Source organism: Idiomarina piscisalsi, from assembly GCF_002211765.1.
Lineage (GTDB): Bacteria > Pseudomonadota > Gammaproteobacteria > Enterobacterales > Alteromonadaceae > Idiomarina > Idiomarina piscisalsi_A.
On record NZ_CP022133.1, the window covers coordinates 1,857,341 to 1,880,228 of the forward strand.

Genomic DNA, 22,888 nt, shown 5'->3' on the forward strand with positions numbered 1-22,888 from the left:
CCCGTTGTCTTAGGTAGCGGTTTGTTCACCACTGTTTTGTTGTCCACCAATTGAGCTGACAATGCGAATTTGTTTGTCATCCGGAATTTCCTGATACGACAACACTCGCATACCATCGGTAGCGTGGCGCGCAAATCGCGCCATGGTTGAGCGTAGTAGCCCGGATGTCAGCAACACAGACGGTTCTCCGTTCATTTCCTGCTGCTGATGCGTTTCGCGTAACGACTGTTGCAAGCGTTCGGCTAAACCTGGTTCAATGCCTGCACCTTGCTGATTTCCGTCGTTACCAGCCATCTGCAGTGACTGATGCAACATCTGTTCCAACTCTGGCGCCAAAGTTATGACAGGCAGTTCGGTTTCGCCTTCTGAGATATCCTGAACAATCAAACGGCGCAGAGAAATTCGTACGGCAGCCGTTAATACATCCGGATCCTGACTGCGTCCGGCGTACTCAACCAAGGTTTGTACAATGGTTCGCATATCGCGTATAGCAATGCCTTCATCCAGCAAGTTCTGCAGCACTTTGACAAAGTTACCCAGTGACAATAAGTCAGGAATAAGTCCTTCCACCAATTTCGGATGCGTGCGACCCAGGCGATCCAACAGCTCCTGTGCTTCTTCATGACCAAGTAACTGCGATGCGTGATTCGTGACAATTTGACTTAAGTGAGTGGCCACTACCGTTGCAGCATCCACCACGGTATAACCTAAGGTTTGCGCGTGCTCTTTTTGCTCCGGGCGTATCCATACTGCGTCCAGACCGAACGCCGGATCCGTGGTTTTTTCACCTTCAAGTTCCCCGAAGACCTGACCCGGGTTAATAGCCAGCTCCCAGTCATGGCGAATTTCTGCTTCACCCATGGTCACACCCATTAGGGTAATTCGGTAACTGTTCGGCCCTAAGTCGAGGTTATCCCGAATATGCACCGCGGGTACCAAGAAGCCGAATTCCTGCGACTGCTTCTTACGCACCCCTTTAATGCGAGATAGGAGTTCGCCGCCCTGCTGTTTGTCTACCAGAGGAATAAGTCGATACCCCACTTCCAGACCAATGGTGTCAACATGGCGTACATCGTCCCAGGACAATTCTTTTTGTTGTGCTTGTTGAACTTGCTGCTCTTGTTCTTTTTCAACCAGTTCGCCCTTCTCGACCTTGTTCTTTTTCAGTTTGAAATACGCCGCGCCAGCCAGAACCGCCGACATGCTCAGGAAGGCTAAATGCGGCATGCCCGGAATAACACCCATAGCGAACAATACTGAGCTGGAAATAACCAATACTTTCGGGTTGTCGAGCAACTGCAGAACCACTGCGTCACCCATGTCCTTGCTGTCATTTTCGCGGGTAATAATAATGGCGGTTGCAACAGACAGTAACAGCGCGGGAATTTGAGCGACCAAACCGTCACCAATGGTCAGCAAGGTATACACTTCAACCGCTTCGCCGAAGGTCAGACCGTATTGGATCATACCAATCAGCAGGCCGCCGACAATGTTGATAAGTAGTATAAGAATGCCAGCAATGGCGTCGCCTTTAACGAACTTACTGGCACCGTCCATCGAGCCGTAGAAGTCAGCTTCCCGGGTGACGTCACTGCGTCGCTGTTTGGCTTCTTCCTGGTTAATGAGACCCGCGTTCAAGTCCGCATCGATAGCCATTTGCTTACCTGGCATGGCGTCCAACGTAAAGCGAGCGGTGACTTCCGAGATACGCCCCGCACCCTTGGTGATAACCACGAAGTTGATGATGACAAGAATGGCGAAAACGACTAAACCAACGGTGTAGTTACCGCCGATCACAACACTACCAAAGGCTTCAATGACGCTACCGGCAGCACCTGGTCCATTGTGGCCCTCGAGTAAGACGATACGTGTCGATGCCACGTTTAGGCTAAGCCGCAATACTGTGGCGATAAGCAGAACAGTTGGAAAGGCAGCGAAATCCAGTGGCCGTTGGGTATAAACAGCCACCAGCATAACCACGAGCGAGAGTGTAATAGAGAACGAAAACAGAATATCCAGCACCATAGCCGGAATAGGCAGAACCACCATCGCCAAAATAGCCATAATGGCTAAAGGCGTACCAAAGCCTTTAATTAAATGGGCATTGTTTTGCGTGAAATTTCTTAAACTTACTAACTTTTCGGCACCGCTCGCCATACGTCTTCCTGTTGCGTCAAAAAGTTGAACCTGCGGTGTTTTATTCAAGAATCGAGCCAGCTTTTTAAATACTTGCTGACAATACAGTACGAGCTAGCTTACAGACATTTTTTGGCCTACCGCTAAACTATCAGCACTTTGAATAACAGGGGGCTCTGTGCGCGGTTACTCCTTAATTGAATTGCTGATTGCATTGGCTATAACGGCTGGGCTAGGTGCGTTGTCGATGCCTTTGTTCAAACAGCAGACCGAAAGTTTATTACTGCAGCAGGCAAGTTCTCGCTGGTTGTCGTATTTGAACCAAGTCAAAGCAAAAACGCGAAGAGCAGAGGCTAGTATGACTGCGGACCTGGTTCCTCTCGAGGGGCGTTCAAAGGTGTTTGAGCTGGCAACGGAATCGACCTATGACTCAACAAGTCCGTTGATATTTTTCGGCTATTCTGCCGTTGCTGCGCCCGGGCATATTCGCATAATGAACGAAAGTAATACCGTGAAAGTCATTATTAGCAGCAAGGGTCGAATTCGCTCGTGTATCAGTCATGGGTCGGCTTTGCCGGGTTTGCCCTTATGCTAAACAAAAAGAGTGCTGAAAAAATTAATGGATACAGCTTAATTGAGGTGCTTGTAGCAGCGTCACTCGGAGCCATTATTGTCATGACCGCGCAACAGTTATTGCAATGGCAGAAAGGCGCTCAACATAGCTACGTTTCAAAGGCACGGTTTACGTTGAACGGGCAAGCGGTTGCAGAGGAGTTTTTTAGCAGTTTAAGCAATTCGGTGGTTGAAGACACGCAAAACCCAGAGCGTGGTTGCTATGTCTTTCCGACACAAAACGGAGGCTCTGTCGGTTTTCGGGTTAGAGATTACCAGTTACAGCATAACCCGATGACGCTGGACTGCGCGGGTTATGGTTGGCAGTCGTTAACCGATAGAGCGCAATTTTACGTTAAGGAATTACGGATTGAAGCTGATGCCTCCTTAAATTCAGAAAACAGCTCAAAGCTGTTTATTACATTGTTGATTTCGCGAGAGACACCCCAAGGCGTTCAGGAACAACAATTTAATCGGACCATTACCGTTTTCCCTCAGTAACAGAAATGGATGTTCATTATGAAAGCGAAAGGATTCGCGTTGATACTGACGTTAGTCACACTCATAAGCCTGAGCTCCGCAAGCTTGGCTGCTCTGATGTTTTATGCACAAATGCTGGAGGCTCAACAAGCGCACCAATGGCAAGTGCTTTCTGAACAACTTACGGCTGACTTTAACCAACAAAAGGCGCTTTATGAGTCTGCTCAGCAGTAAAGGCTTTTCACTGGTTGAGACATTAGTCGCTTCCGCACTTGTGGCGATGTGGGCTGTAAGCAGCCAGCAACTGCTGCAGATTGGGTTGGCTGCTATTAAGAGAGCTGAACGAAAAGCTCAGGCTGTTGAGGTTTTAAATACTTATATACAAGACGCTCATGCTGCTTGGGGAAATGGCTACCCTCCTCCACCTGAAGCCAAGGTTAACAGATTTCTTATCAGTTCCATTATTAACCCAATAGACGACAGCAATGTTTCAGTTAATACCAAAGTAACCTGGGGCGAAGATAGCTCTTACTCGTTAGAAATCTGGTTGTCTCGATAAACTAAGCCGCTGGATGAGGTCTTAACTCTGGTGGAATAGAGAAAGTGATGTTTTCTTCGCGACCGCTGAGCTCTACTGCGGTTTTACCACCCCAGGACTGCAACTTGGCAATAACTTCCTGCACCAATACTTCAGGTGCTGAAGCGCCGGCTGTGACAGCGACTTTCTCTTTGCCTTCGAGCCATGACTTATCAATACAGCTGGCATCATCAATTAAATAAGCCGGTGTGCCCATCTTTTCTGACAGCTCACGCAAGCGGTTTGAGTTCGAGCTATTACGAGCACCGACGACCAGCATTATATCCGCGTCACTGGCCAGCTCACGCACAGCATCCTGACGGTTTTGGGTGGCATAGCAAATGTCGTCTTTACGAGGGCCGTTAATATCAGGAAACTTTTGACGCAGGGCTTCAATAACATCAGCGGTGTCATCAACCGACAACGTTGTTTGGCTCATGTAATGAAGGTTTTTCGGGTCTTTCACTTCCAGCTTTTCAACATCTTCCGGCGACTCAACCAGATAAATACCGCCGTTTTCATTTTTATACTGGCCCATTGTGCCTTCAACTTCCGGGTGACCGGCATGGCCAATGAGCACACACTCGTGACCTTTGCGGCTGGCACGGGTGACTTCCATATGTACTTTGGTTACCAGAGGACATGTAGCATCAAACACTTTCAAGCCGCGATCCTTGGCTTCCTGACGCACCGCCTGAGAAACGCCGTGAGCACTGAAAATCACGATATGATCGTCTGGCACCTCATGCAGCTCTTCAACAAAAATAGCGCCTGCGTCACGTAGTTTATTGACGACGTATTTGTTGTGAACCACCTCATGACGCACATAAATTGGCGGCTCAAAAATCTCTAAAGCACGCTCAACAATGGTTATGGCTCTATCAACACCTGCACAAAAGCCACGTGGGTTCGCCAACAAAATTTGCATAGTTCCTCCTGCGTTCAACCGACTCCGTCAGTTACGGCTCAACGCTGATAATTTCTACTTCAAAAATCACCGTCTGGCCTGCCAGCGGGTGATTAAAATCGATAGTCACTGTTGGACCTTCAATTTTTCGAACAATTCCCGGTAAATCCGTTCCATCCGGCTGGGTAAAGGCTAAAATAGCGCCAACCTCTGGCTTAGTGTCATCACTAAACTTAGCCGAATCAACGTAGTAATAGTTGTCCGGGTTCGGCTCTCCAAAAGCGTCCTTAGGCTCCAACGTGAATTCACGCTCAGCGCCTTCACGAAGCCCTACTAAACAGGCTTCAAAACTTTCCGTTAAGCTACCGTCGCCCATACGGAACTTGGCCGGTTTACCCGACATTTTCGTACTGTCTGCAACCGACCCGTCGGTCAGCTTAATGGTAAAGTGCATGACCACTTCGCGACCATGCTCAATTGGTAAACGACTCAAAACGTACCCCTACGACTTGTCACCGCCGTCTAATTTGTCACGACGGTTATCAAAAAAGGCTTCCAGCAGCATCAAAGCAGCGCCTATCGTTATTGCCATATCAGCAACGTTAAACGCTGGCCAGTGCCACCCTTGATAATGCACATCGAAAAAGTCGATGACATAACCGTACATCAAGCGATCAGCAACGTTGCCTATCGCTCCGGCTAGAATGAGCGCAAAAGCCAGGTTTTGGCGCCACAATCCAACTGGGTTACGGCGCATCCAAATAAGCAGCACCACACTAATGGCAATCGCGATAGCCGTAAACAGCCAACGCTGCCAGCCGCCACTGTCACTTAAAAAGCTAAATGCAGCACCGTAGTTATGGACATAGGTGAAGTTGAACAAGCCCTCTATGACCACGCGACTTTCATACAGCTCGAACTCACCAGCCACCCAAATTTTGGTGACTTGATCGATCACGAACAGCAACAGCGTCAGCCACAAAAAGCGTAAGCCAGTGGCTCTTTTTGAGTGTGCAAAATCAGGCAAAACGACGCTCCTCACCTTCACCATCAATATTAGTCACACAGCGCTGACACAAATCGTCGTGCTCTGGCAAAGTGCCTACTTCTTCACGATGATGCCAGCAGCGCTCACATTTTTTATAAGCACTTTGCTTCACTTCCACCGCAAGCGCCAACTTCTCCGCTTTAACCGCGTTAGCTGGAGCGTTATCCAGTGCGTCAACACGAGCTTCAGAGGTCAGCAATGCAAAACGCAGCTCTTCACCTAAACGGTTCAGAGAGGTCGCCAGCTTATCATCGGCATATAAGGTTACTTCTGCCTGCAGCGAGCCGCCAATCACATCGTCACGACGCGACTGCTCCAGCGCTTGGTTAACGGTGTCACGTACGTCCAGCAGCTGCATCCAAAATTCGTTTTCGGTGTCACTCACACCGGCAAACTCGCTAAAGCCTTCATACCAGCTTTCGGTAAAGACATACTCGCCACGCTCGCCCGGCAATAAGCCCCAAATTTCCTGAGCCGTAAAGCTGCAAATTGGGGCCATCCAGCGAACCAACGCTTCGGCGATATGATGCAGTGCGGTCTGACATGAACGACGCGCCAATCCATCAGATTTAGCCGTGTACTGGCGGTCTTTAATGATATCCAGATAAAAACTGCCCAGCTCAATTGAACAGAAGTGCATTAATTTTTGCACTACGCTGTGGAACTGATAACTGTCATAAGCTTCCAGTAATTGTTTCTGCAAATCTGCAGCCCGACCGACAATCCAGCGATCCAGCTCGACCATGTCGTCCATGGCAACGGTATCTTTTTTCGGGTCGAAGCCACTTAAGTTCGCTAACAAGAAGCGCGACGTGTTACGAATACGGCGGTACGCATCAGCAGAGCGCTTCAAAATTTCATCCGATACCGTCATTTCACCCGAGTAGTCAGCCGAGGCGACCCACAGGCGCAGAATATCGCCACCCAGCTTGTTCATCACGTCCTGAGGCGCAACCACGTTGCCCACTGACTTCGACATCTTGCGGCCTTGCGCATCAACGGTAAAGCCGTGTGTCAGAACTTGATGGTATGGCGCTTCGTCATACATGGCGACGCCTGTCACCAATGAGCTCTGGAACCAGCCACGGTGCTGATCCGATCCTTCCAGGTACAAATCCGCCGGCCATTGCAAGCCATCAAACTCGCGGAGTACACAGTGGTGCGTGACGCCTGAGTCGAACCAAACGTCCAACGTGTCAGTAACTTTACGGTATTGATCCGCTTCATCGCCTAACAACGTCTCTGGCTCTAAATCGAACCACGCCTGAACACCCTCTTTTTCAATCAGCTGTGCGACTTTTTCCATCAGCTCCAGCGTATTTGGATGCAGTTCATCGGTTTCGCGGTTAACGAATACGGCAATTGGATTACCCCAGGTACGCTGACGCGAAATACACCAGTCCGGACGCCCTTCAACCATTGACTCAATGCGACTTTGCCCCCACTCAGGGAACCAGCCCACTTTCTTAATTTGTTCTAAAGCGCCGGCACGCAAGCCTTTCTTGTCCATGCTAATAAACCACTGCGGCGTCGCGCGGAAAATAATCGGCGTCTTATGGCGCCAGCAATGCGGGTACGAGTGGTTGTAACTCTCGGCATGCATCAGGTTGCCAACTTCGCGCAGCTTATCCACGATAGGCTCGTTCGCTTTGAAGACATGCTGACCAGCAAATAATGGCGTATCGTCTTTATACACACCGTTATCGCCCACCGGATTGTAGACTTCCAGTCCGTATCTCTGACCCACTAAAAAGTCATCAACACCGTGACCCGGTGCGGTGTGTACACAGCCTGTACCACTTTCCGTTGTAACGTGATCGCCTAAAATCACCGGCACTTGCAGGTCAAACAATGGGTGCTGTAGCTGCAGCCCTTCTAAGTCTTTGCCCTTGCAGAAGCCAAGCTTATGGTAATGCGCAATGTTCCAGCGCTCCATGCAGTCCGTGACCAGGTCGTCAGCTAAAATGACGCGCTCTGCCGGCTGTTCGCCGTCGGCTTCAATTTGCACTAGCGTGTACTCAAGGCCTTCGGCCAAAGTTACCGCACGGTTTGCCGGAATGGTCCACGGCGTGGTCGTCCAGATAACCATGCTGACATCGCCTTCACCCACATGCCCCTCTGGCGTGCTAAAGCGATCAACGGTTTCAGCTGTTGCCGCAGCTGGCATGCGAACATCAATGGCTGGTGATTTCTTGTCTTTGTACTCAACTTCCGCTTCAGCCAATGCTGAACCACAATCTGTACACCAATGCACCGGCTTAAAGCCTTGATGCAAATGCCCTTTATCAATAATTTTGGCCAATGCACGTACGCTGTCCGCTTCCTGCTTAAAGTTCATGGTCAGGTACGGCTTGTCCCAGTCACCTAGTACGCCCAGACGTTTGAAGTCAGTACGCTGTTGGTCAATCTGGGTTTGCGCGTATTCACGGCATTTTTCACGAAACTGAGCTAAGTCGAGCTTTTTACCCGGTTTACCGTGCTTTTTCTCAACCTGTAGTTCAATAGGTAATCCGTGGCAGTCCCAGCCAGGCACATACGGCGCGTCAAAGTCGCTTAATGTTTTCGCTTTAACAATAACGTCTTTCAGAATTTTATTTACGGCGTGACCAATGTGAATTTGCCCGTTTGCATACGGAGGACCATCGTGCAAAATAAATTTCGGCTTGCCGCTCTTGGCTTCACGAATTTGACCGTAGAGGTCATCTTCATACCATTGCTCCAGCATTTTAGGCTCGCGTTGAGCCAAGTTGCCGCGCATTGGAAACGCTGTTTCCGGCAAGTTTAAGGTGTGTTTGTAATCACTCATTAGTCACTGTTTCCATTTCCGCGTAGTTACTGACTCCGGCACGCTAAAGCATCGCGTGCGCGGGCGGCATCTTTTTCAATTTGTTCTTGTAAGTGCTGTAACGACGCAAAGCGTTGCTCGTTACGCAGTTTAGCCACCGGAGTGACTGTTAAATTCTGACCGTACAGATTGCCTGAAAACTCAAACAAATGCACCTCTAGCTGCACTTCGTCGCCATTTAATGTGGGGCGAGTGCCCAAATTGGCCACCCCCGAATAGGTCTCTCCGCTTTGCTGATGTGCCGCCGTTACGGCAAACACCCCATGCAACGGGCTTTTAAGACGCTTTAATGGCACATTGGCGGTGGGGAAGCCAATAGTCCGACCATTTTTACGGCCATGAACCACTTTCCCCATCATTTGGTACGGTCGGCCCAGCATTTGTTCGGCAAGCTCAAAGTCACCGTTATCCAGCGCCTGGCGAATGGCCGTGCTACTAACACGCTGCTGTTGTTGACGATAGCTGCGCGTATCGACCACTTCAAAGCCCAGCTTGTCGCCTTCTTTTTTCAGGAGCTCAAAGTCGCCCTCTCGCTTATAACCAAAACGAAAGTCGTCTCCCACTACCAGGAATTTTACGCCCAGCTTGTTAACCAGCGTTTGCTCAATGAATTCCTGAGCAGGCTGACTGGCAAACTTTTTGTGAAACTCAATGACGATATGACGGTCAATATTCTGCGCTTTTAACGCTGTATACTTCTCGCGCCAGTTGGTTAAACGTGCCGGGGCTTGTTCAGGCTGAAACAGCTCCTGCGGCTGCGGCTCGAAGGTCATAACAGCTGACGGAACACCAAGCTGTTTTGCTTTCTCACGAACCTGAGCCAGCACGGCCTGATGACCCAAATGCACGCCATCGAAGTTACCGATGGTCAGCACGCAGCCATTGTGTTCATCTCGTAAGTTGTGAGTACCGCGAATCAGTTCCATGCCCGAACCGTCTTAAGGTCGTTTGAGAAAGTCGCGATTATAACCGATAACCGCATGATAATCAGTACTCGCGAGCACGGAAATGTCGTGGCCGCATGCCGCTGACCAGCAACGTCGCTAAATAGGCAGCCACGCCAGCACCTATCATTTGTGCCAAGAGCCACGGCCGCTCTATTAAACTACTTTGTTGCCATGCTGTTTCGTCTGGGTTTAGCCATAGAATAACGCCTATCATGACTGCCGTTGCCAAAATAACCTGAGCAATAAAACGCCAAGTGCCTGGCTGCGCCTTTAAAACGCCTTCTTTATATAGAGTAGAGCCTAACAGGCCGGCGTTAATAGCCGCAGACGCCGCCGTTGCCATTGCCAAGCCTACATAGCTGAAGGGAATGGCCAGTGCGACGTTAAACACCATATTCGAAACCATGGCAATAATGCCAAATTTTACCGGGCGTTTGGTATCCTGCCGCGAGTAAAAGCCCGTTGCCAGTACTTTTACCAACATAAAGCTGACTAAGCCAGTCGCATACGCCATTAAGCTATAAGACGCCATGCGCGCGTCTTCCGGGCTAAATGCGCCGTGCATAAAGAGCACCATCAGCATAGGTTCGGCAAGCACAAACAGTCCCGCCATAGCCGGTACACCTAATAGCAGCACCATACGAACCCCCCAGTCCAAAGTGGCGCTGAAGTTTTGTGTGGACTTATCAACATGGCGCGAAGAAAGCGCAGGCAGTATGACCGTTGCTATGGCGATACCGAAGAGCCCCAGTGGAAATTCCAAAAGCCGGTCAGAGTAATACAACCAACTGATAGAGCCAGTCATTAAGAAGCTGGCTATGAGTGTATCGAGTAACAGGTTAATTTGGCTCACCGAGACGCCGAAAATGGCCGGCAGCATCAGTTTGCGAATTTTCGTGACGCCTGGATCTTTCCAACCCCATTTAGGCTTCACCAAAAGACCCGCTTTTTTAAGGAATGGAATTTGGAACAGCAACTGAATTAAACCACCAAAGAACACGCCCCACGCCAAACCGTATTCGGGTTGCTCCATATTGGGTGCTAGCCAGATGGCGGCAGAGATAATCGCGATGTTTAAAAACACCGGGGTAAATGCCGCTACCGCAAACTTACCCAATGTATTGAGAATAGCACCCGCCATAGCGGTGAAGGTAATGAACCATAAATAAGGGAAGGTAATGCGCAGCAGATCGCTGGCCAGCACAAACTTATGACCCTGCGGTCCGTCGTTCCACCAATCCAGGAACCACCCCATACCGAATAACGCCGTGACAATAGGCGATGCAATAACGCCGAATAACGTGACCACGGTAATAATAGTGCCCAGTGTCCCCGAGACTCGCGCTATTAGGAGTTGTTGCTCAGGCAGCTCTTTGCCTTGCTTGTATTCTGTGAGTACCGGCACAAACGCTTGTGCAAACGCGCCTTCGGCAAATAGACGCCGGAGGAAATTAGGGATTTTATTGGCGAAAAAGAACACGTCCGATGCCGCCCCCGCACCCATTAGGTTCGCAATGACGACATCGCGCACTAAGCCTAAAACCCGCGAAATGAGGGTCATGAAACTTACGATGAAACCGGAGCGGAGCAAGGCTTTCGACACGTTTTTCGTCCCTGAGTTATTGAGTTAACATTGCAGCTGAGTAAGGATTGTACGTCGACAATGAAAGCTTGTCAGCAAAGAGTCCGAAAAGCTATTTTTTCTTGCCTCAGCTGTTGACTTTTGCGGCAAAAACGGCATAATCGCCAACCTTTATAAGAGAAGCGTTCTGTTAATGAATTTAGGAGTTCACCTTGGCTAACATTAAGTCTGCTAAAAAGCGTGCGATTCAGGCCGAGAAAAATCGCCGCCACAATGCAAGCCGTCGTTCAATGATGCGTACATACCTTAAACGTGTAAACGCAGCCATTGAAAGCAAAGATAAAGAAGCAGCAAACGCTGCAATGAAAGACGTAACCCCAATGCTGGACCGTTACGCGACTAAAGGTCTTATCAGCAAAAACAAAGCGGCACGTCATAAGAGCCGTTTGAACGCTAAGATCCAAGCACTGTAAAGAAATTTACTGACCTAGGCTTTTAGCGTAGGGAAAGAAAAGCCGACCATGATTCGTTCATTGGTCGGTTTTTTTGTTTTTATTGAAATAAAGCTAAACTAATCCCTCCTTAAATACCTCACTTCAAATTGCATTAACTCAAGACATAGCATACTCTGCCGATTACAATCTATAACCAATTCAAACTCATAAAATACATAACGTGGATAATATTTTATCGTTAATTGGTCGCGATCGAGAGCTGTTCTCTGGCGATATCGAACATCACGAAATGGAACTTTGCGAACAAGTTTCTTCTTCCAGCTTCCTTGTTTTAGGTGGCGCAGGTTCAATTGGCCAGGCGGTCGTTAAAGAAATCTTTAAACGCTCTCCTAAACGGCTTCATGTCGTTGATATTAGTGAAAACAACTTAGTTGAGCTGGTCAGAGATGTCCGTAGCTCGCTGGGCTATATCAATGGCGACTTTAAAACCTTCGCTCTGGATATTGGCTCATTGGAGTTCGAAGCTTTAATGAACCACTACGGGCAGTATGATTATGTCCTCAATTTATCGGCTTTAAAGCATGTCCGTAGCGAAAAAGATCCATTCACATTAATGCGGATGCTCGACGTTAATATCTTCAATACCGATAAGAGCATTGAACACGCGATTAAACATGGCAGCCAAAAGTATTTTTGTGTTTCAACCGACAAAGCAGCGAACCCAGTCAACATGATGGGGGCGTCAAAGCGAATCATGGAAATGTTCTTAATGAGGCGCAGTGAACAAGTGGATATATCAACAGCTCGTTTCGCCAATGTCGCATTTTCTGATGGCTCTCTCTTGCATGGTTTTAACCAACGTATTCAGAAAAGGCAGCCGATTGTTGCGCCCAACGACATTAAACGCTACTTCGTTACTCCGAAAGAGTCAGGCGAATTGTGTCTTATGTCCTGTATTTTCGGCGAAAACAGAGACATCTTTTTCCCAAAGCTGAGTGAAGCTCTGCACTTGATTACTTTTTCTGAAATTGCTGAGAAATACTTAAAACAAAGAGGCTTAGAACCCGTACTTTGTCAGTCAGAAGATGAAGCAAGAGCGCTGGCTTTAACATTACCAGAAAAAGGCCAGTGGCCATGCCTTTTTACAGGAAGTGACACCACCGGAGAAAAAGACTTTGAAGAGTTTTTCACTCACGATGAAACTATCGAAATGAACCGCTTTTGCAATATTGGTGTGGTTAAAAATGAGCTGAATTATTCATCTGACTTACTGAAAAACTTTGAACACGAAATCCTTAAACTCAAGCAGTCAAAATGCTGGAATAAACAGGATATCATTGATCTCTTTTGTACTTTGCTGCCAAACTTTGATCATAAAGAAACTGGCAAGTACCTCGACAGTAAAATGTGAATTAGCCTTATGTCACCAACGACATCTCAACTCAGCGAGTTTATCCGGTCACTCTATCAGACCAATGAGTTTATTCCCTTGCACGCGCCAACCTTTGGCGAACGGGAAAAGCAGAATGTTCTCGACACGATAGAAAGCAGCTTTGTTTCCAGCGTCGGTGAATACGTCACTCGTTTTGAGAACCAAGTGGAGGCTTTTACCGGGGCTCATAGAGCAATCGCAACAGTCAATGGTACCGCAGCTCTTCACGCCGCTTTGTATATGGCGGGTGTTCAGAACGGTGATTATGTCATTACTCAGGCGTTGACGTTTGTCGCAACCTGCAATGCAATCCACCACATGGCTGCTGAGCCAATTTTTATCGATGTGGCTTATCAGACCATGGGAATGTGCCCTATAGCACTTGAGTCCTTTCTTGAAGAACATGCAATAACAGATGGACAAAATTGCATTCACAAAACGTCTAAGCGAAAAATCCGTGCCTGCGTTCCTATGCATACTTTTGGGCACCCGGTTCAATTAGATGAATTACTGGCTATATGTAACAAGTGGAACATCGAGCTGGTAGAGGATGCAGCTGAGAGTTTAGGCTCACTTTATAAGGGACAGCACACTGGAACTAAAGCGCGTTTTTCAGCACTGAGCTTTAACGGCAACAAAATTATTACCACTGGCGGCGGTGGTATGCTGCTGTGTGCCGATGAAACCGAAGGTCATAGAGCAAAGCACATAACGACAACGGCTAAGGCTGCTCACCCGTACGAGTTCTATCATAACGAACCGGGCTTTAATTACCGAATGCCAAACCTTAATGCTGCTTTAGGTTGTGCACAAATGAGTCACCTTGAAACATTTATTGAGAAAAAACGTGAACTGGCAGAACAATACAAGGCGTTCTTTAAAAGCTCCAGTTTCCAGTTTATCGATGAACCTTCAGAGTGTCGCTCCAACTTTTGGTTAAATGCTATTTTGTGTGAGCATAGTGACCTGCGCAATACGGTCATTGAAGAACAAAATAACGCTGGGATTATGTGTCGTCCAGCATGGCATTTAATGAATAGACTTCCCATGTTCGAGCATTGCCCACGTGGTAAGCTGACGGTATCAGAGGATATACAATCCCGCTTGGTGAATATACCAAGTTCACCCATTTTAAAGAGGGATGACCAATGAAGGTGACCGTTTTTACCGGAACCCGGGCTGATTATGGACTTTTATACTGGCTGCTTCACGATTTATGTGAAGACCCAGCATTTCATTTGCAGGTTATAGCGTCTGGTTCGCACTTATCACCGGAATTCGGTTATACCGCGAAGCACATCGAACAAGATGGCTTTAAAATTGATGAGAAAGTCGAAATGCTGCTCTCCTCAGATACAGCACAGGGTACCGTTAAAAGCCTTGGCATGGGTATTATCGGTTACGCCGATGCCTTAACCAGACTACAGCCTGATGTTGTGGTTATTCTGGGCGATCGTTATGAAGCTTTAGGAATAGCCCAGTCTGCTATGTTAATGCGAATACCGATACTGCATATTCACGGTGGTGAAATTACCGAAGGTGCCTATGATGACGCCATTCGCCATGCCATTACCAAGTTGAGTTATCTGCATGCTACCGCAACAGAAAAATACCGACAGCGAGTCATTCAGCTCGGTGAAACACCGGAGCGCGTTTTTAATGTTGGCGCACTCGGCTTAGATCACATAGCTCGCACAGAACTGCTAGACCATAAAGAGCTTGCCGAATCCCTTGGCTTTGAGTTGCGCAAGGACTTTTTCGTTGTCACATACCACCCGGTAACATTAGCTGACGAACCGCCGGTTGAAACTTTCAGAAACTTGACTCAAGCTCTGGATAACTATCCTGAGTTTGACGTCATTTTCACTTACCCGAATGCTGACGATGGCGGACGACAAATTATTCCGCTGATTGAGCAATATGCAGATGCAAATGAAAATCGCGTTATAGCCATTCCATCATTAGGTCAGCAGCGTTACTTAAGCGCGATTAAACATGCCAGTGCAGTAATCGGAAACTCTTCGAGTGGAATTATCGAGGTTCCCTCTTTCAATACACCGACTGTCAATATAGGTCAGCGCCAGTTGGGCCGCTTAGCAGCGGAAAGTGTCCTTCATTGCGAAGGTTCATACGATGCTATCGTCAATGCAATAGATAGAGCCGTTACTGCTGATATCGGTGAAAATATTAATAACCCATACGGACAAGGCAACGCCAGCCGTAAAATCATTGACATTCTTAAGTCTGCTAATTTGAATAGAACGAAGACTTTTTACGATATTGGAGAAAACCAATGACCCTTATTATTGCAGAAGCCGGGGTTAATCATAATGGCGACCGAGAGATGGCGCGCAAGTTAGTTAAGGCTGCCAGCGACGCAGGTGCTGACATTGTCAAATTTCAGACTTTCAAAGCACAGAATCTGGTCACAAAAGAGGCGCAGCAAGCTGACTATCAATCTAGAAACATCGGTAGAAAAGAGAGCCAATATGAAATGTTAAAGCGGCTCGAACTGACTCCAGAGATGCACTATGAGCTAATTGCTTATTGTAAAGAGTTGGGTATTGAGTTTCTATCAACAGCTTTCGATGATGAAAGTCTGCGCTTTTTAGTCGGTGAATTAGGTCTAACTCGCTTGAAAGTTCCATCGGGCGAAATTACTAATGCTCCGTTCTTGCTAAATCACGCTCGTACGAAATGCGACTTAATTGTTTCTACCGGAATGGCAACACTAGCGGAAATAGAGAAAGCGCTGTCTGTTATTGCTTTTGGTTATCTCGATAAAGTAACAGAAAAGCCTACAGCGGCCGATTTTGAGGCTGCTTATTCTTCAGTTGAGGGGCAAGAATTACTTCAAAGTAAAGTCTCAATACTTCACTGTACAACAGAGTACCCCGCGCCTTTTGATGAAATAAACTTAAACGCAATGACTACGATACATCAAGCATTCAAACTTCCTGTTGGATACTCTGATCATAGCAACGGTATAATTATTCCCATTGCCGCAGCGGCAAAAGGCGCACGCATTATCGAAAAGCATTTCACTTTGGATCGTGATTTAGAGGGCCCCGATCACAAAGCGTCACTCGAACCAGAGGAGTTGACGAATATGATTGACTCAATAAAAAAAATCGAAAAAGCATTGGGAGATGGTATAAAACGCCCCACACCATCAGAAGCTTTGAACAAACCAATAGCTCGAAAAAGTATAGTAACTCTAAAACCGATAAAAGAAGGTCAGAGAATCTCAATTGACGATATCGCAATAAAGCGCCCGGGCAATGGTCGTACGCCATTTGATTATTGGGAGTTAATCGGAAGTGTAGCGTTGAAGAGTTATAAAGAGGATGAATTAATTTAATGAAAATAGGATACTTCGCAGATGGTCCCTGGGCTCACAAAGCTATTGAACTTTTGGCTAATGACCCAGATATAGAAATCGCTTTTATTGTCCCTAGGTTTGATAAGCAAGATCCCGTTTTAAAGGACTGGGCAAAACAGCTTAGAATTCCCTTTCTAGTTTGTGAAAATGTCAATAAAAATAGCTTTCTTCAACAGGTTTCAGAATTCAACTGCGATCTTTTTGTTTCCATGTCATTTAATCAAATTATTAGGAAACCCTTGCTCGAAGTCCCATCTTTGGGTTTTATTAATTGTCATGCTGGAGCTCTGCCGTTTTACCGAGGAAGAAATCCACTTAACTGGGCATTAATCAATGGGGAAAAAGAATTTGGTATAACCGTGCATTACATAGATGAAGGAATAGATACAGGCGACATTATTGAACAGAAAATGTTACCTATCTCTCAGGACGACACCTACGGAACCTTATTAGAAACAGCAATCAACAACTGCGGACATGTACTCTTTAAAGCGATTAAGAACCTTTTCAATGATCAAGTAAGAAGAGTTCCTCAGAAGACAATTCACCCTGTAGGAACATACTTTTGCCAACGTAAACCCGGGGACGAATTCATACGGTTCGACTGGACATCTGAAAGAGTATTTAACTTTGTCAGAGCACTAGCATATCCTGGGCCACTCGCTAAATTCCGATATGGTGGAGTAATCTATGATATTCATAGCGCAAAACTAATTGAAGATGCGCCAGAATATATCTGCATAGAAGGTATAGTCACTAATGTGAATGGAAGTATTATTACAGTGAAGACACTGGATTCAACGATTCAACTTAACGTCTCCGCAAGCACTAAAAGTTCACCTTCGACTTTAAGAGTTGGAGCCAGACTAGACTTTTAAACTTCAGTAGAAATACCAGGCGATAATACAATGAACGAGAGATGGAAACGAATACTTATAAAACCTAATCAATCGATTCGCCATGCTCTTGAAGTCATAGAGCAAGAGTCTTTGAGAATTGCGATCGTTATTGGGCAACAAAATGAACTGTTTGGCGTAGTTACTGATGGTGATATTCGCCGAGGATTAATTAGTGGTTTAGCTCTTACAGATCCAGTATCAAAAGTAATGAATTCGTCTCCAGTAACGGCGAGTAACACAGTTACCCGTAAAGAAGCAATTAAATTGATGGAGTCCAAAGGCTTATTAGCTATTCCTTTGCTAAATCAAGGTAAAGTTGTCGGTTTAGAGACATTGCAAAGATCCGGCTCAGGACGTTCTTATGAAAATCCTGTTTTTTTAATGGCTGGAGGTTTTGGAACTCGGTTGCGTCCCCTTACCGATAACTGCCCCAAGCCTTTATTGAAAGTTGGCGATAAGCCCATTCTTGAAATTGTACTAAACAGTTTTATTCGTACTGGCTTTAAAAATTTCTATATCTCTACTCACTACTTGCCAGATATGATTCGAGAGTACTTCGGTGATGGTTCTAAGTGGAAAGTAAACATCCATTATGTACACGAAAATAATCCACTCGGAACTGGAGGCGCTTTAGGCTTATTACCAGACGATATTGAACCCCTTCCCCTAATTATGATGAATGGTGATGTACTCACTAATGTAGATTTCGAGAAGGTATTAGAATTCCACAACCAATATCAACCGTTTGCAACAATGTGTGTCCGTGATTACGAGTATCAAGTACCATTTGGAGTCATTCAGGGGGAGGAGCATAAAGTAGTACAAATGAAAGAAAAACCTGTTGAACACTACTTTATTAATGCCGGGATTTACGTTGTCAGTCCAGAGTTGCGCCAACAAGTGAAGACTGACACGTATTTAGATATGCCCACGCTGCTAGAAAAAGTCATTGCGAAAAACAACGACGTAGTGATGTATCCACTTCGCGAGTATTGGTTGGATATAGGTCGAATCGAAGACTATAAACGAGCGCAACTCGATATTATCAACTTGGATTTATGAATATGAAAAAAGTGGCAGTTATTGGCTGCGGTAGTATAGGCCAACGCCATCTTCGAAATGTGAAAAACTTGTTCTCTGAAGCTGTGGTCTGCGCTATCCGCTCTGGTAGTGGTAATACTTCATGCCCGGCAGCTGCCGATCGACTAATTCCTCTAAGAGAACTGGATTCCTCTTTTGAGCTTGCTATTGTCGCTTCACCCGCTAATTTTCATGTAGCGCACGCCAAACATTGTCTTAATTTAAATATACCGACGCTAATAGAAAAACCGCTGGCCCAAGACTATACTCAGGGGCTGCATTTCGTCGACTCTTTGAACTCAAGTAATAAAAAGTTAGCCGCCGTCGCCTATTGTTTGAGATACCTGCCCTCTGCTCAATTTATGAAACAGCTAATTAAGCAGAAGCAACTAGGTCAAATATACAACGTTAACGCAGAAGTCGGTCAGTATCTGCCCGACTGGCGTCCCGGTACCGATTACAGTCAATCGGTATCGGCACGTTCAGACCTGGCCGGCGGCGCACTAAACGAACTGAGCCACGAATTGGATTACATCAATTGGCTGTTCGGAGTCGATGAGGTTTTGTCTGCTTCACTACGTCGCTCTCAAGAGCTAAATACCAATGTTGAAGAAATTGTCGATACCCAGATAAAGCTGAAAAATGGTGCAATAGGCACAGTTCACCTTGACTTCTTACAAAAAAGACCTCATCGGAAATGTACTATTATTGCCGAAAAAGCGCGAGTTGAGTGGGACTTGATAGCTAATTCCATTACTCAATTTACTGCTAACGGCGTTACGACACTCTTTGATGACTGCGAGTATGACAAAAACCATATGTACCTGAATATGATCAATGACTTCATCGCACAAAAGCAAAATACGGCTAGCCTAAACGAAGGGCTTGAGGTTTTACGCATCATTCAACATATTAGGGAGCGCGCCCAAAATGTCTAGAACTATTGCTTTCGTCTTTGCGCGAGGCGGCTCTAAAGGGCTTCCGGGAAAAAATATCAAGGCTCTGTGTGATAAGCCCTTGATTCAGTATTCCATTGACCGCGCTCTTGCTAGCGAGCTTATTGATGATATCTATGTGTCAACCGATGACGCCGATATTGCTCATGTTTCACGAGAACGCGGAGCCAAGGTCATTGACCGTCCAAAAGAACTTGCCACTGATGACAGTCCGGAGTGGCTATCCTGGCAACATGCCATAACCTGGGTTACGCAGCATACCGGATCTTTCGAAACATTTGTCAGTCTGCCGGCAACAAGTCCCTTAACGACTGTTGCTGATGTTAATTCAGCTATCTTCCGACTAAAGCAATCCGATGCGGATATTTGCCTATCGGTTACACCCTCTAATCATCATCCCAGTTTTAATATGGTCACCTTAGATGATGAGCAATATGCGAGCTTAATGTTTAACTCAGAAAGCAAAATTACTCGACGCCAGGATGCGCCTAAAGCTTACAACATAACAACTTGTGTTTATGCAGCAACAACAGATTTTGTGTTGGCCGCAAAAGGACTCTTTGACGGTAAAGCCACCGCAATAGAAGTGCCCAGAGAGCGGGCCGTTGATATTGATGATATTATAGATTTTAAATTTGCAGAGCTGCTAATGACGGAGCGAAACTGATGCTGTCAGGAAAAACAATCTTAGTGCTGGGGGCAAAAGGCCTTATTGGTCAGGCGGTGGTGCAACACATTGCTCAGAAAAGCGGGCGAGTTATTGCCGCTGACATAACCTCTGATGAGTCGACCTCTGCTAAAGTCATTACCCATGTTTGTGACATCACTTCGGAAGCCGATGTAGAGCAATTACTGAGTCGATACCCTGATATTGATGGTATCGTAAATTGCGCTTACCCAAGAAATAATCAATATGGTACCGATGCGCTGGAAGTCTCCTCCTCCTCATTCAATGAAAATGTCGCTCTTCAGTTGGGGTCATGTTTTAATCTTTTAAAACACGCCGCAAAACACTTTAAGTCAAGACAAAAGCCATTATCGGTTGTACTTTTAAGCTCTATTTATGGCATTAAAGCTCCGGAGTTCTCCATTTACGAGGGCACCTCAATGACAACGCCTGTAGAGTATGCAGCGGTTAAGTCGGGATTAATTCATCTGACCAAATACTTTGTCAAATATATTAATCACTCAAACTTCCGTGTGAACTGTGTGTCTCCTGGCGGCATCGAAAATGGTCAGCCTGCGCCGTTTTTAAGCGCCTATAAAGATAAAACTCTCGGTCACGGAATGCTAGATGCTAAAGACATCTGCGGGAGCATTGCCTTTCTGCTCTCAAATGAAGCTAGCTATATCAACGGAACTAATTTAACGGTTGACGATGGATTTACCCTATAATTTTGAAAGAGAGTGATGCACTAATATGCTTTTTTATTCAGCAGACATCGTACATTTCTCTAACCACGCCGTCTTAAAATCAGTTTTTGCTTCGGACAAAAAGCCAATCCATTTACGCATCGCAACATTAAAATGTTCAACGCAGTGCTCTTCATCATTATTCAAAAATAGAATCGATATCATAGGACAATGAAAGTACAGTAATTCACCCTCAAGAACATAATGAAGATGTGAATAGGTTGACCCCCTGTGACTGTATAGGTATCTTGATTGCCTTCTAATATTATCTAACGCTTCTTCACGCGAATAGACTTTCTCACCACTAATCTCAATTAAGTGGTCACATATTTCATCGTATTTCTCAAAGTCTAAATATCTACTGAAATCTTCACACTGAAACTTATCGAACAAGTCACTTTTAATGTGTTCGACAACTAGGTTTTTATCAATATCAAAAAACTCCGGCAGTAAATGGTTTGGATGTAAGGGTAAAGCACCTTCGACCTTAGCACCGTCGCCAACGTTGTAGCATTCAACCCCTAAAACTTTACCATAATTTTCAAGTAACCTTCCCATTTGTCGGGCGGACATCGCCAACAAATTTGACGACATAACAGTACCACCAAAATTACCTTCTAATTTATGAGGGGCTTTATGCATTTTTATAGACTTTAACGGTCCTTTATAATAATCCGAATCTTTAGCATGGTGTCTACCATCTGCGGCATAACCATTATCAACACCAAATAAATATATTTGCTTGAAGCCTAGGTGCAAAGCATAGGACAAGCTCGTATTCGCAACCATCGGGTTACAGAATGATAAGTAGTTAAGAGGCTTATTTTTCTCATTGAGAAGAGCAAAGTTTAATAAATCGCCCCCAGCATCAATGCCTTTTCCAGCCATTCCTACCCAATGGTATAGGGGCACAACATCCGGATAAATGAGGTTCAGCGTCAATAAGTTTAATTTCTTATATTGCTCAGCAGGAAGCGACCTCAATAAAATGTCATAAGTAATCTTAGGCCGCTCAACCAATGTGTGAAAGTCTGGGACAATATCATGCTTAAGTAAAGTCTGCAGTGCAGTGCCTGCCGCAATGATTATCGCCTGCTCTTGAGTTTCTTTTATAAAATCTAAACTTTCATCAAGAGAGGGGCCGTTCCCTACCACATAAATCGGAAAACGCTGAAACTTATTTAGTGCATTCCCCCTTATCTTAAGAAGGTTCATTCCGTGACTGGCGTTATGTACAGTGTGAGCTATAGCTGTTGTCGCATCGTTATAAAAACCATATCCGCTGTGCATTTCAAACAGGCGCTGATAGAACAGCGTAATAAGCTCGCCGGTAATTTGTGATGGGTAATGCTGATAACAAAAACATTTGGTTAAGGAAAACGCACCGATATCCTGAGAAACTCGATAGAGATCATCAATGAACGTCTGATAGGAGGCTCCTAACTGAAAAATAAGAACTCCATATTGCTCATCGACTTGTTCAATAAGTGACTTCCAGTCAATACAATACAAGCTACAGTAAAAATTTTCGAAGCTAGGTTCAATTAAGTAAATATAGTCAAATTGAGTTCTATTCAATAAAACCGGTAAGTGGTAACCCAAACCGATACCAAATATGACAGCAGTTGGAAACCGGTCCGGAAGCATATCTAACCTTTCATATTTCCCTGCTTCTTTAACCGAAATACCTAACTGTTTTAGGTGACGAGCATGAAGCCGATCATCATCATCAGAAACCTCGGCATATGATGAAAAATCAATATGATTTATAACAGGCTTTTTGATGTGCTTTTCAACCTGTTCTTCCACTTGCGCGATAGGGTCATTTCCATATAAGGCAACTCCGGTTTTATGTTCCCGGATGTTCCCATGGCCTGTTTCGGTGACAAACAATTGAAGTGGCTCATTGGACTGAAACTCTTCAATGCTTTTAGCGATATTAGGATAGAAAGATTGAAAGGCTTCGAGGTTGGATTGAAATCTAAGCTCGGCTTCTTCTGCAAACAGTTTTTCGCGCTCTATCTGAGTTTCTGAGGCTTTTAGTCTTTGCATCAACTGTGAAAGTTGATCTTGTATATTATCCATGGCATATACCGCGTTAGTTCATTAAGCAACACTATAGCCCGACTCGGAGTTA

The 22,888-nt window shown here is 45.8% G+C and carries 22 protein-coding genes; 14 read left to right on the forward strand and 8 right to left on the reverse strand.

All coding sequences use genetic code 11. The features are described from left to right. Window positions 1-9: 9 nt before the first annotated feature. A complete protein-coding gene (flhA, locus tag CEW91_RS09005) occupies window positions 10-2,157 on the reverse strand; it encodes a flagellar biosynthesis protein FlhA (protein WP_088768643.1) in 2,148 nt (715 codons plus the stop codon). Between the two features lie 157 nt (window positions 2,158-2,314). Between flhA and CEW91_RS09010 the strand changes: the two genes are divergently transcribed. Genes CEW91_RS09010 through CEW91_RS09025 form a run of 4 tightly spaced genes read left to right on the forward strand, consistent with a single transcriptional unit; the run spans window position 2,315 to window position 3,787 of the window. After that, the gene (locus CEW91_RS09010; protein WP_232506948.1) at window positions 2,315-2,731 is read left to right on the forward strand and encodes a prepilin-type N-terminal cleavage/methylation domain-containing protein; all 417 of its coding nucleotides are present in this window, start codon (window positions 2,315-2,317) and stop codon (window positions 2,729-2,731) included. Then, window positions 2,725-3,249, forward strand: coding sequence for a PulJ/GspJ family protein (locus CEW91_RS09015; RefSeq protein ID WP_088768644.1), 525 nt, complete (start codon window positions 2,725-2,727; stop codon window positions 3,247-3,249). Before CEW91_RS09010 ends, CEW91_RS09015 begins: the two co-directional genes overlap by 7 nt. 18 nt (window positions 3,250-3,267) lie before the next feature. After that, window positions 3,268-3,462 carry a Type II secretion pathway-like protein gene (locus tag CEW91_RS09020; RefSeq protein ID WP_088769395.1) on the forward strand — a complete coding sequence of 65 codons (195 nt, stop codon included), beginning with the start codon at window positions 3,268-3,270 and terminating at the stop codon, window positions 3,460-3,462. Next, a complete protein-coding gene (locus tag CEW91_RS09025) occupies window positions 3,443-3,787 on the forward strand; it encodes a PulJ/GspJ family protein (protein WP_088768645.1) in 345 nt (114 codons plus the stop codon). The genes CEW91_RS09020 and CEW91_RS09025 overlap by 20 nt, the downstream gene beginning before the upstream one ends. A gap of 1 nt (window position 3,788) precedes the next feature. On the opposite strand, the gene ispH is transcribed toward CEW91_RS09025, so the two are convergent. The 6 genes from ispH to murJ form a co-directional block, all read right to left on the reverse strand. Beyond that, the gene (ispH, locus tag CEW91_RS09030; protein WP_088768646.1) at window positions 3,789-4,733 is read right to left on the reverse strand and encodes a 4-hydroxy-3-methylbut-2-enyl diphosphate reductase; all 945 of its coding nucleotides are present in this window, start codon (window positions 4,731-4,733) and stop codon (window positions 3,789-3,791) included. 31 nt (window positions 4,734-4,764) lie between these two features. Further along, entirely contained in the window at window positions 4,765-5,205 is a 441-nt protein-coding gene (gene fkpB, locus CEW91_RS09035) for an FKBP-type peptidyl-prolyl cis-trans isomerase (RefSeq protein ID WP_088768647.1), read from the reverse strand. Window positions 5,206-5,214: 9 nt separating this feature from the next. Continuing rightward, the gene (gene lspA, locus CEW91_RS09040) at window positions 5,215-5,739 is read right to left on the reverse strand and encodes a signal peptidase II (RefSeq protein ID WP_088768648.1); all 525 of its coding nucleotides are present in this window, start codon (window positions 5,737-5,739) and stop codon (window positions 5,215-5,217) included. Beyond that, window positions 5,732-8,566, reverse strand: a complete 2,835-nt coding sequence (gene ileS, locus CEW91_RS09045) for an isoleucine--tRNA ligase (protein WP_088768649.1) — start codon at window positions 8,564-8,566, stop codon at window positions 5,732-5,734. Before ileS ends, lspA begins: the two co-directional genes overlap by 8 nt. 26 nt (window positions 8,567-8,592) lie before the next feature. Then, window positions 8,593-9,531, reverse strand: a complete 939-nt coding sequence (gene ribF, locus CEW91_RS09050) for a bifunctional riboflavin kinase/FAD synthetase (protein WP_088768650.1) — start codon at window positions 9,529-9,531, stop codon at window positions 8,593-8,595. A 61-nt stretch (window positions 9,532-9,592) separates the two neighbouring features. Then, window positions 9,593-11,155 carry a murein biosynthesis integral membrane protein MurJ gene (murJ, locus tag CEW91_RS09055; protein ID WP_088768651.1) on the reverse strand — a complete coding sequence of 521 codons (1,563 nt, stop codon included), beginning with the start codon at window positions 11,153-11,155 and terminating at the stop codon, window positions 9,593-9,595. Window positions 11,156-11,346: 191 nt separating this feature from the next. Here murJ and rpsT point away from each other — a divergent pair, with 191 nt between their 5' ends. From rpsT to CEW91_RS09105, 10 genes are all read left to right on the forward strand, one after another. After that, window positions 11,347-11,607 (forward strand): 30S ribosomal protein S20, encoded by a 261-nt coding sequence (gene rpsT / locus CEW91_RS09060; protein ID WP_053952959.1) that lies wholly within the window; start codon window positions 11,347-11,349, stop codon window positions 11,605-11,607. 202 nt (window positions 11,608-11,809) lie between these two features. Then, window positions 11,810-13,000: a UDP-N-acetylglucosamine 4,6-dehydratase gene (locus CEW91_RS09065; RefSeq protein WP_088768652.1), complete on the forward strand. Its 1,191-nt coding sequence runs from the start codon at window positions 11,810-11,812 to the stop codon at window positions 12,998-13,000. A gap of 9 nt (window positions 13,001-13,009) precedes the next feature. Further along, window positions 13,010-14,173 (forward strand): LegC family aminotransferase, encoded by a 1,164-nt coding sequence (locus CEW91_RS09070; RefSeq protein ID WP_088768653.1) that lies wholly within the window; start codon window positions 13,010-13,012, stop codon window positions 14,171-14,173. Next, the gene (neuC, locus tag CEW91_RS09075; RefSeq protein WP_088768654.1) at window positions 14,170-15,318 is read left to right on the forward strand and encodes a UDP-N-acetylglucosamine 2-epimerase; all 1,149 of its coding nucleotides are present in this window, start codon (window positions 14,170-14,172) and stop codon (window positions 15,316-15,318) included. The genes CEW91_RS09070 and neuC overlap by 4 nt, the downstream gene beginning before the upstream one ends. Then, window positions 15,315-16,382: an N-acetylneuraminate synthase gene (neuB, locus tag CEW91_RS09080; protein ID WP_088768655.1), complete on the forward strand. Its 1,068-nt coding sequence runs from the start codon at window positions 15,315-15,317 to the stop codon at window positions 16,380-16,382. The genes neuC and neuB overlap by 4 nt, the downstream gene beginning before the upstream one ends. After that, window positions 16,382-17,281 carry a methionyl-tRNA formyltransferase gene (locus tag CEW91_RS09085; protein WP_088768656.1) on the forward strand — a complete coding sequence of 300 codons (900 nt, stop codon included), beginning with the start codon at window positions 16,382-16,384 and terminating at the stop codon, window positions 17,279-17,281. The genes neuB and CEW91_RS09085 overlap by 1 nt, the downstream gene beginning before the upstream one ends. A 30-nt stretch (window positions 17,282-17,311) precedes the next feature. Then, a complete protein-coding gene (locus tag CEW91_RS09090; protein ID WP_088768657.1) occupies window positions 17,312-18,364 on the forward strand; it encodes a nucleotidyltransferase family protein in 1,053 nt (350 codons plus the stop codon). A 2-nt stretch (window positions 18,365-18,366) separates the two neighbouring features. After that, window positions 18,367-19,320 (forward strand): Gfo/Idh/MocA family protein, encoded by a 954-nt coding sequence (locus CEW91_RS09095; RefSeq protein ID WP_198400865.1) that lies wholly within the window; start codon window positions 18,367-18,369, stop codon window positions 19,318-19,320. Next, entirely contained in the window at window positions 19,313-20,005 is a 693-nt protein-coding gene (locus CEW91_RS09100; RefSeq protein WP_088768659.1) for an acylneuraminate cytidylyltransferase family protein, read from the forward strand. The genes CEW91_RS09095 and CEW91_RS09100 overlap by 8 nt, the downstream gene beginning before the upstream one ends. After that, window positions 20,005-20,733: an oxidoreductase gene (locus tag CEW91_RS09105; protein WP_088768660.1), complete on the forward strand. Its 729-nt coding sequence runs from the start codon at window positions 20,005-20,007 to the stop codon at window positions 20,731-20,733. The genes CEW91_RS09100 and CEW91_RS09105 overlap by 1 nt, the downstream gene beginning before the upstream one ends. Before the next feature lie 33 nt (window positions 20,734-20,766). On the opposite strand, the gene CEW91_RS09110 is transcribed toward CEW91_RS09105, so the two are convergent. Next, entirely contained in the window at window positions 20,767-22,836 is a 2,070-nt protein-coding gene (locus CEW91_RS09110; protein ID WP_088768661.1) for a motility associated factor glycosyltransferase family protein, read from the reverse strand. Window positions 22,837-22,888 lie beyond the last annotated feature (52 nt).

Bases quoted from the DNA above. Each gene is read 5' to 3' on its own strand.
- ispH (WP_088768646.1), bottom strand. From the start codon at position 4,733: ATGCAAATTTTGTTGGCGAACCCACGTGGCTTTTGTGCAGGTGTTGAT.
- CEW91_RS09025 (WP_088768645.1), top strand. From the start codon at position 3,443: ATGAGTCTGCTCAGCAGTAAAGGCTTTTCACTGGTTGAGACATTAGTC.
- CEW91_RS09020 (WP_088769395.1), top strand. From the start codon at position 3,268: ATGAAAGCGAAAGGATTCGCGTTGATACTGACGTTAGTCACACTCATA.
- CEW91_RS09070 (WP_088768653.1), top strand. From the start codon at position 13,010: ATGTCACCAACGACATCTCAACTCAGCGAGTTTATCCGGTCACTCTAT.
- neuB (WP_088768655.1), top strand. From the start codon at position 15,315: ATGACCCTTATTATTGCAGAAGCCGGGGTTAATCATAATGGCGACCGA.
- CEW91_RS09090 (WP_088768657.1), top strand. From the start codon at position 17,312: ATGAACGAGAGATGGAAACGAATACTTATAAAACCTAATCAATCGATT.
- ribF (WP_088768650.1), bottom strand. From the start codon at position 9,531: ATGGAACTGATTCGCGGTACTCACAACTTACGAGATGAACACAATGGC.
- CEW91_RS09105 (WP_088768660.1), top strand. From the start codon at position 20,005: ATGCTGTCAGGAAAAACAATCTTAGTGCTGGGGGCAAAAGGCCTTATT.
- CEW91_RS09015 (WP_088768644.1), top strand. From the start codon at position 2,725: ATGCTAAACAAAAAGAGTGCTGAAAAAATTAATGGATACAGCTTAATT.
- neuC (WP_088768654.1), top strand. From the start codon at position 14,170: ATGAAGGTGACCGTTTTTACCGGAACCCGGGCTGATTATGGACTTTTA.
- CEW91_RS09095 (WP_198400865.1), top strand. From the start codon at position 18,367: ATGAAAAAAGTGGCAGTTATTGGCTGCGGTAGTATAGGCCAACGCCAT.
- CEW91_RS09100 (WP_088768659.1), top strand. From the start codon at position 19,313: ATGTCTAGAACTATTGCTTTCGTCTTTGCGCGAGGCGGCTCTAAAGGG.
- ileS (WP_088768649.1), bottom strand. From the start codon at position 8,566: ATGAGTGATTACAAACACACCTTAAACTTGCCGGAAACAGCGTTTCCA.
- CEW91_RS09085 (WP_088768656.1), top strand. From the start codon at position 16,382: ATGAAAATAGGATACTTCGCAGATGGTCCCTGGGCTCACAAAGCTATT.
- flhA (WP_088768643.1), bottom strand. From the start codon at position 2,157: ATGGCGAGCGGTGCCGAAAAGTTAGTAAGTTTAAGAAATTTCACGCAA.
- CEW91_RS09110 (WP_088768661.1), bottom strand. From the start codon at position 22,836: ATGGATAATATACAAGATCAACTTTCACAGTTGATGCAAAGACTAAAA.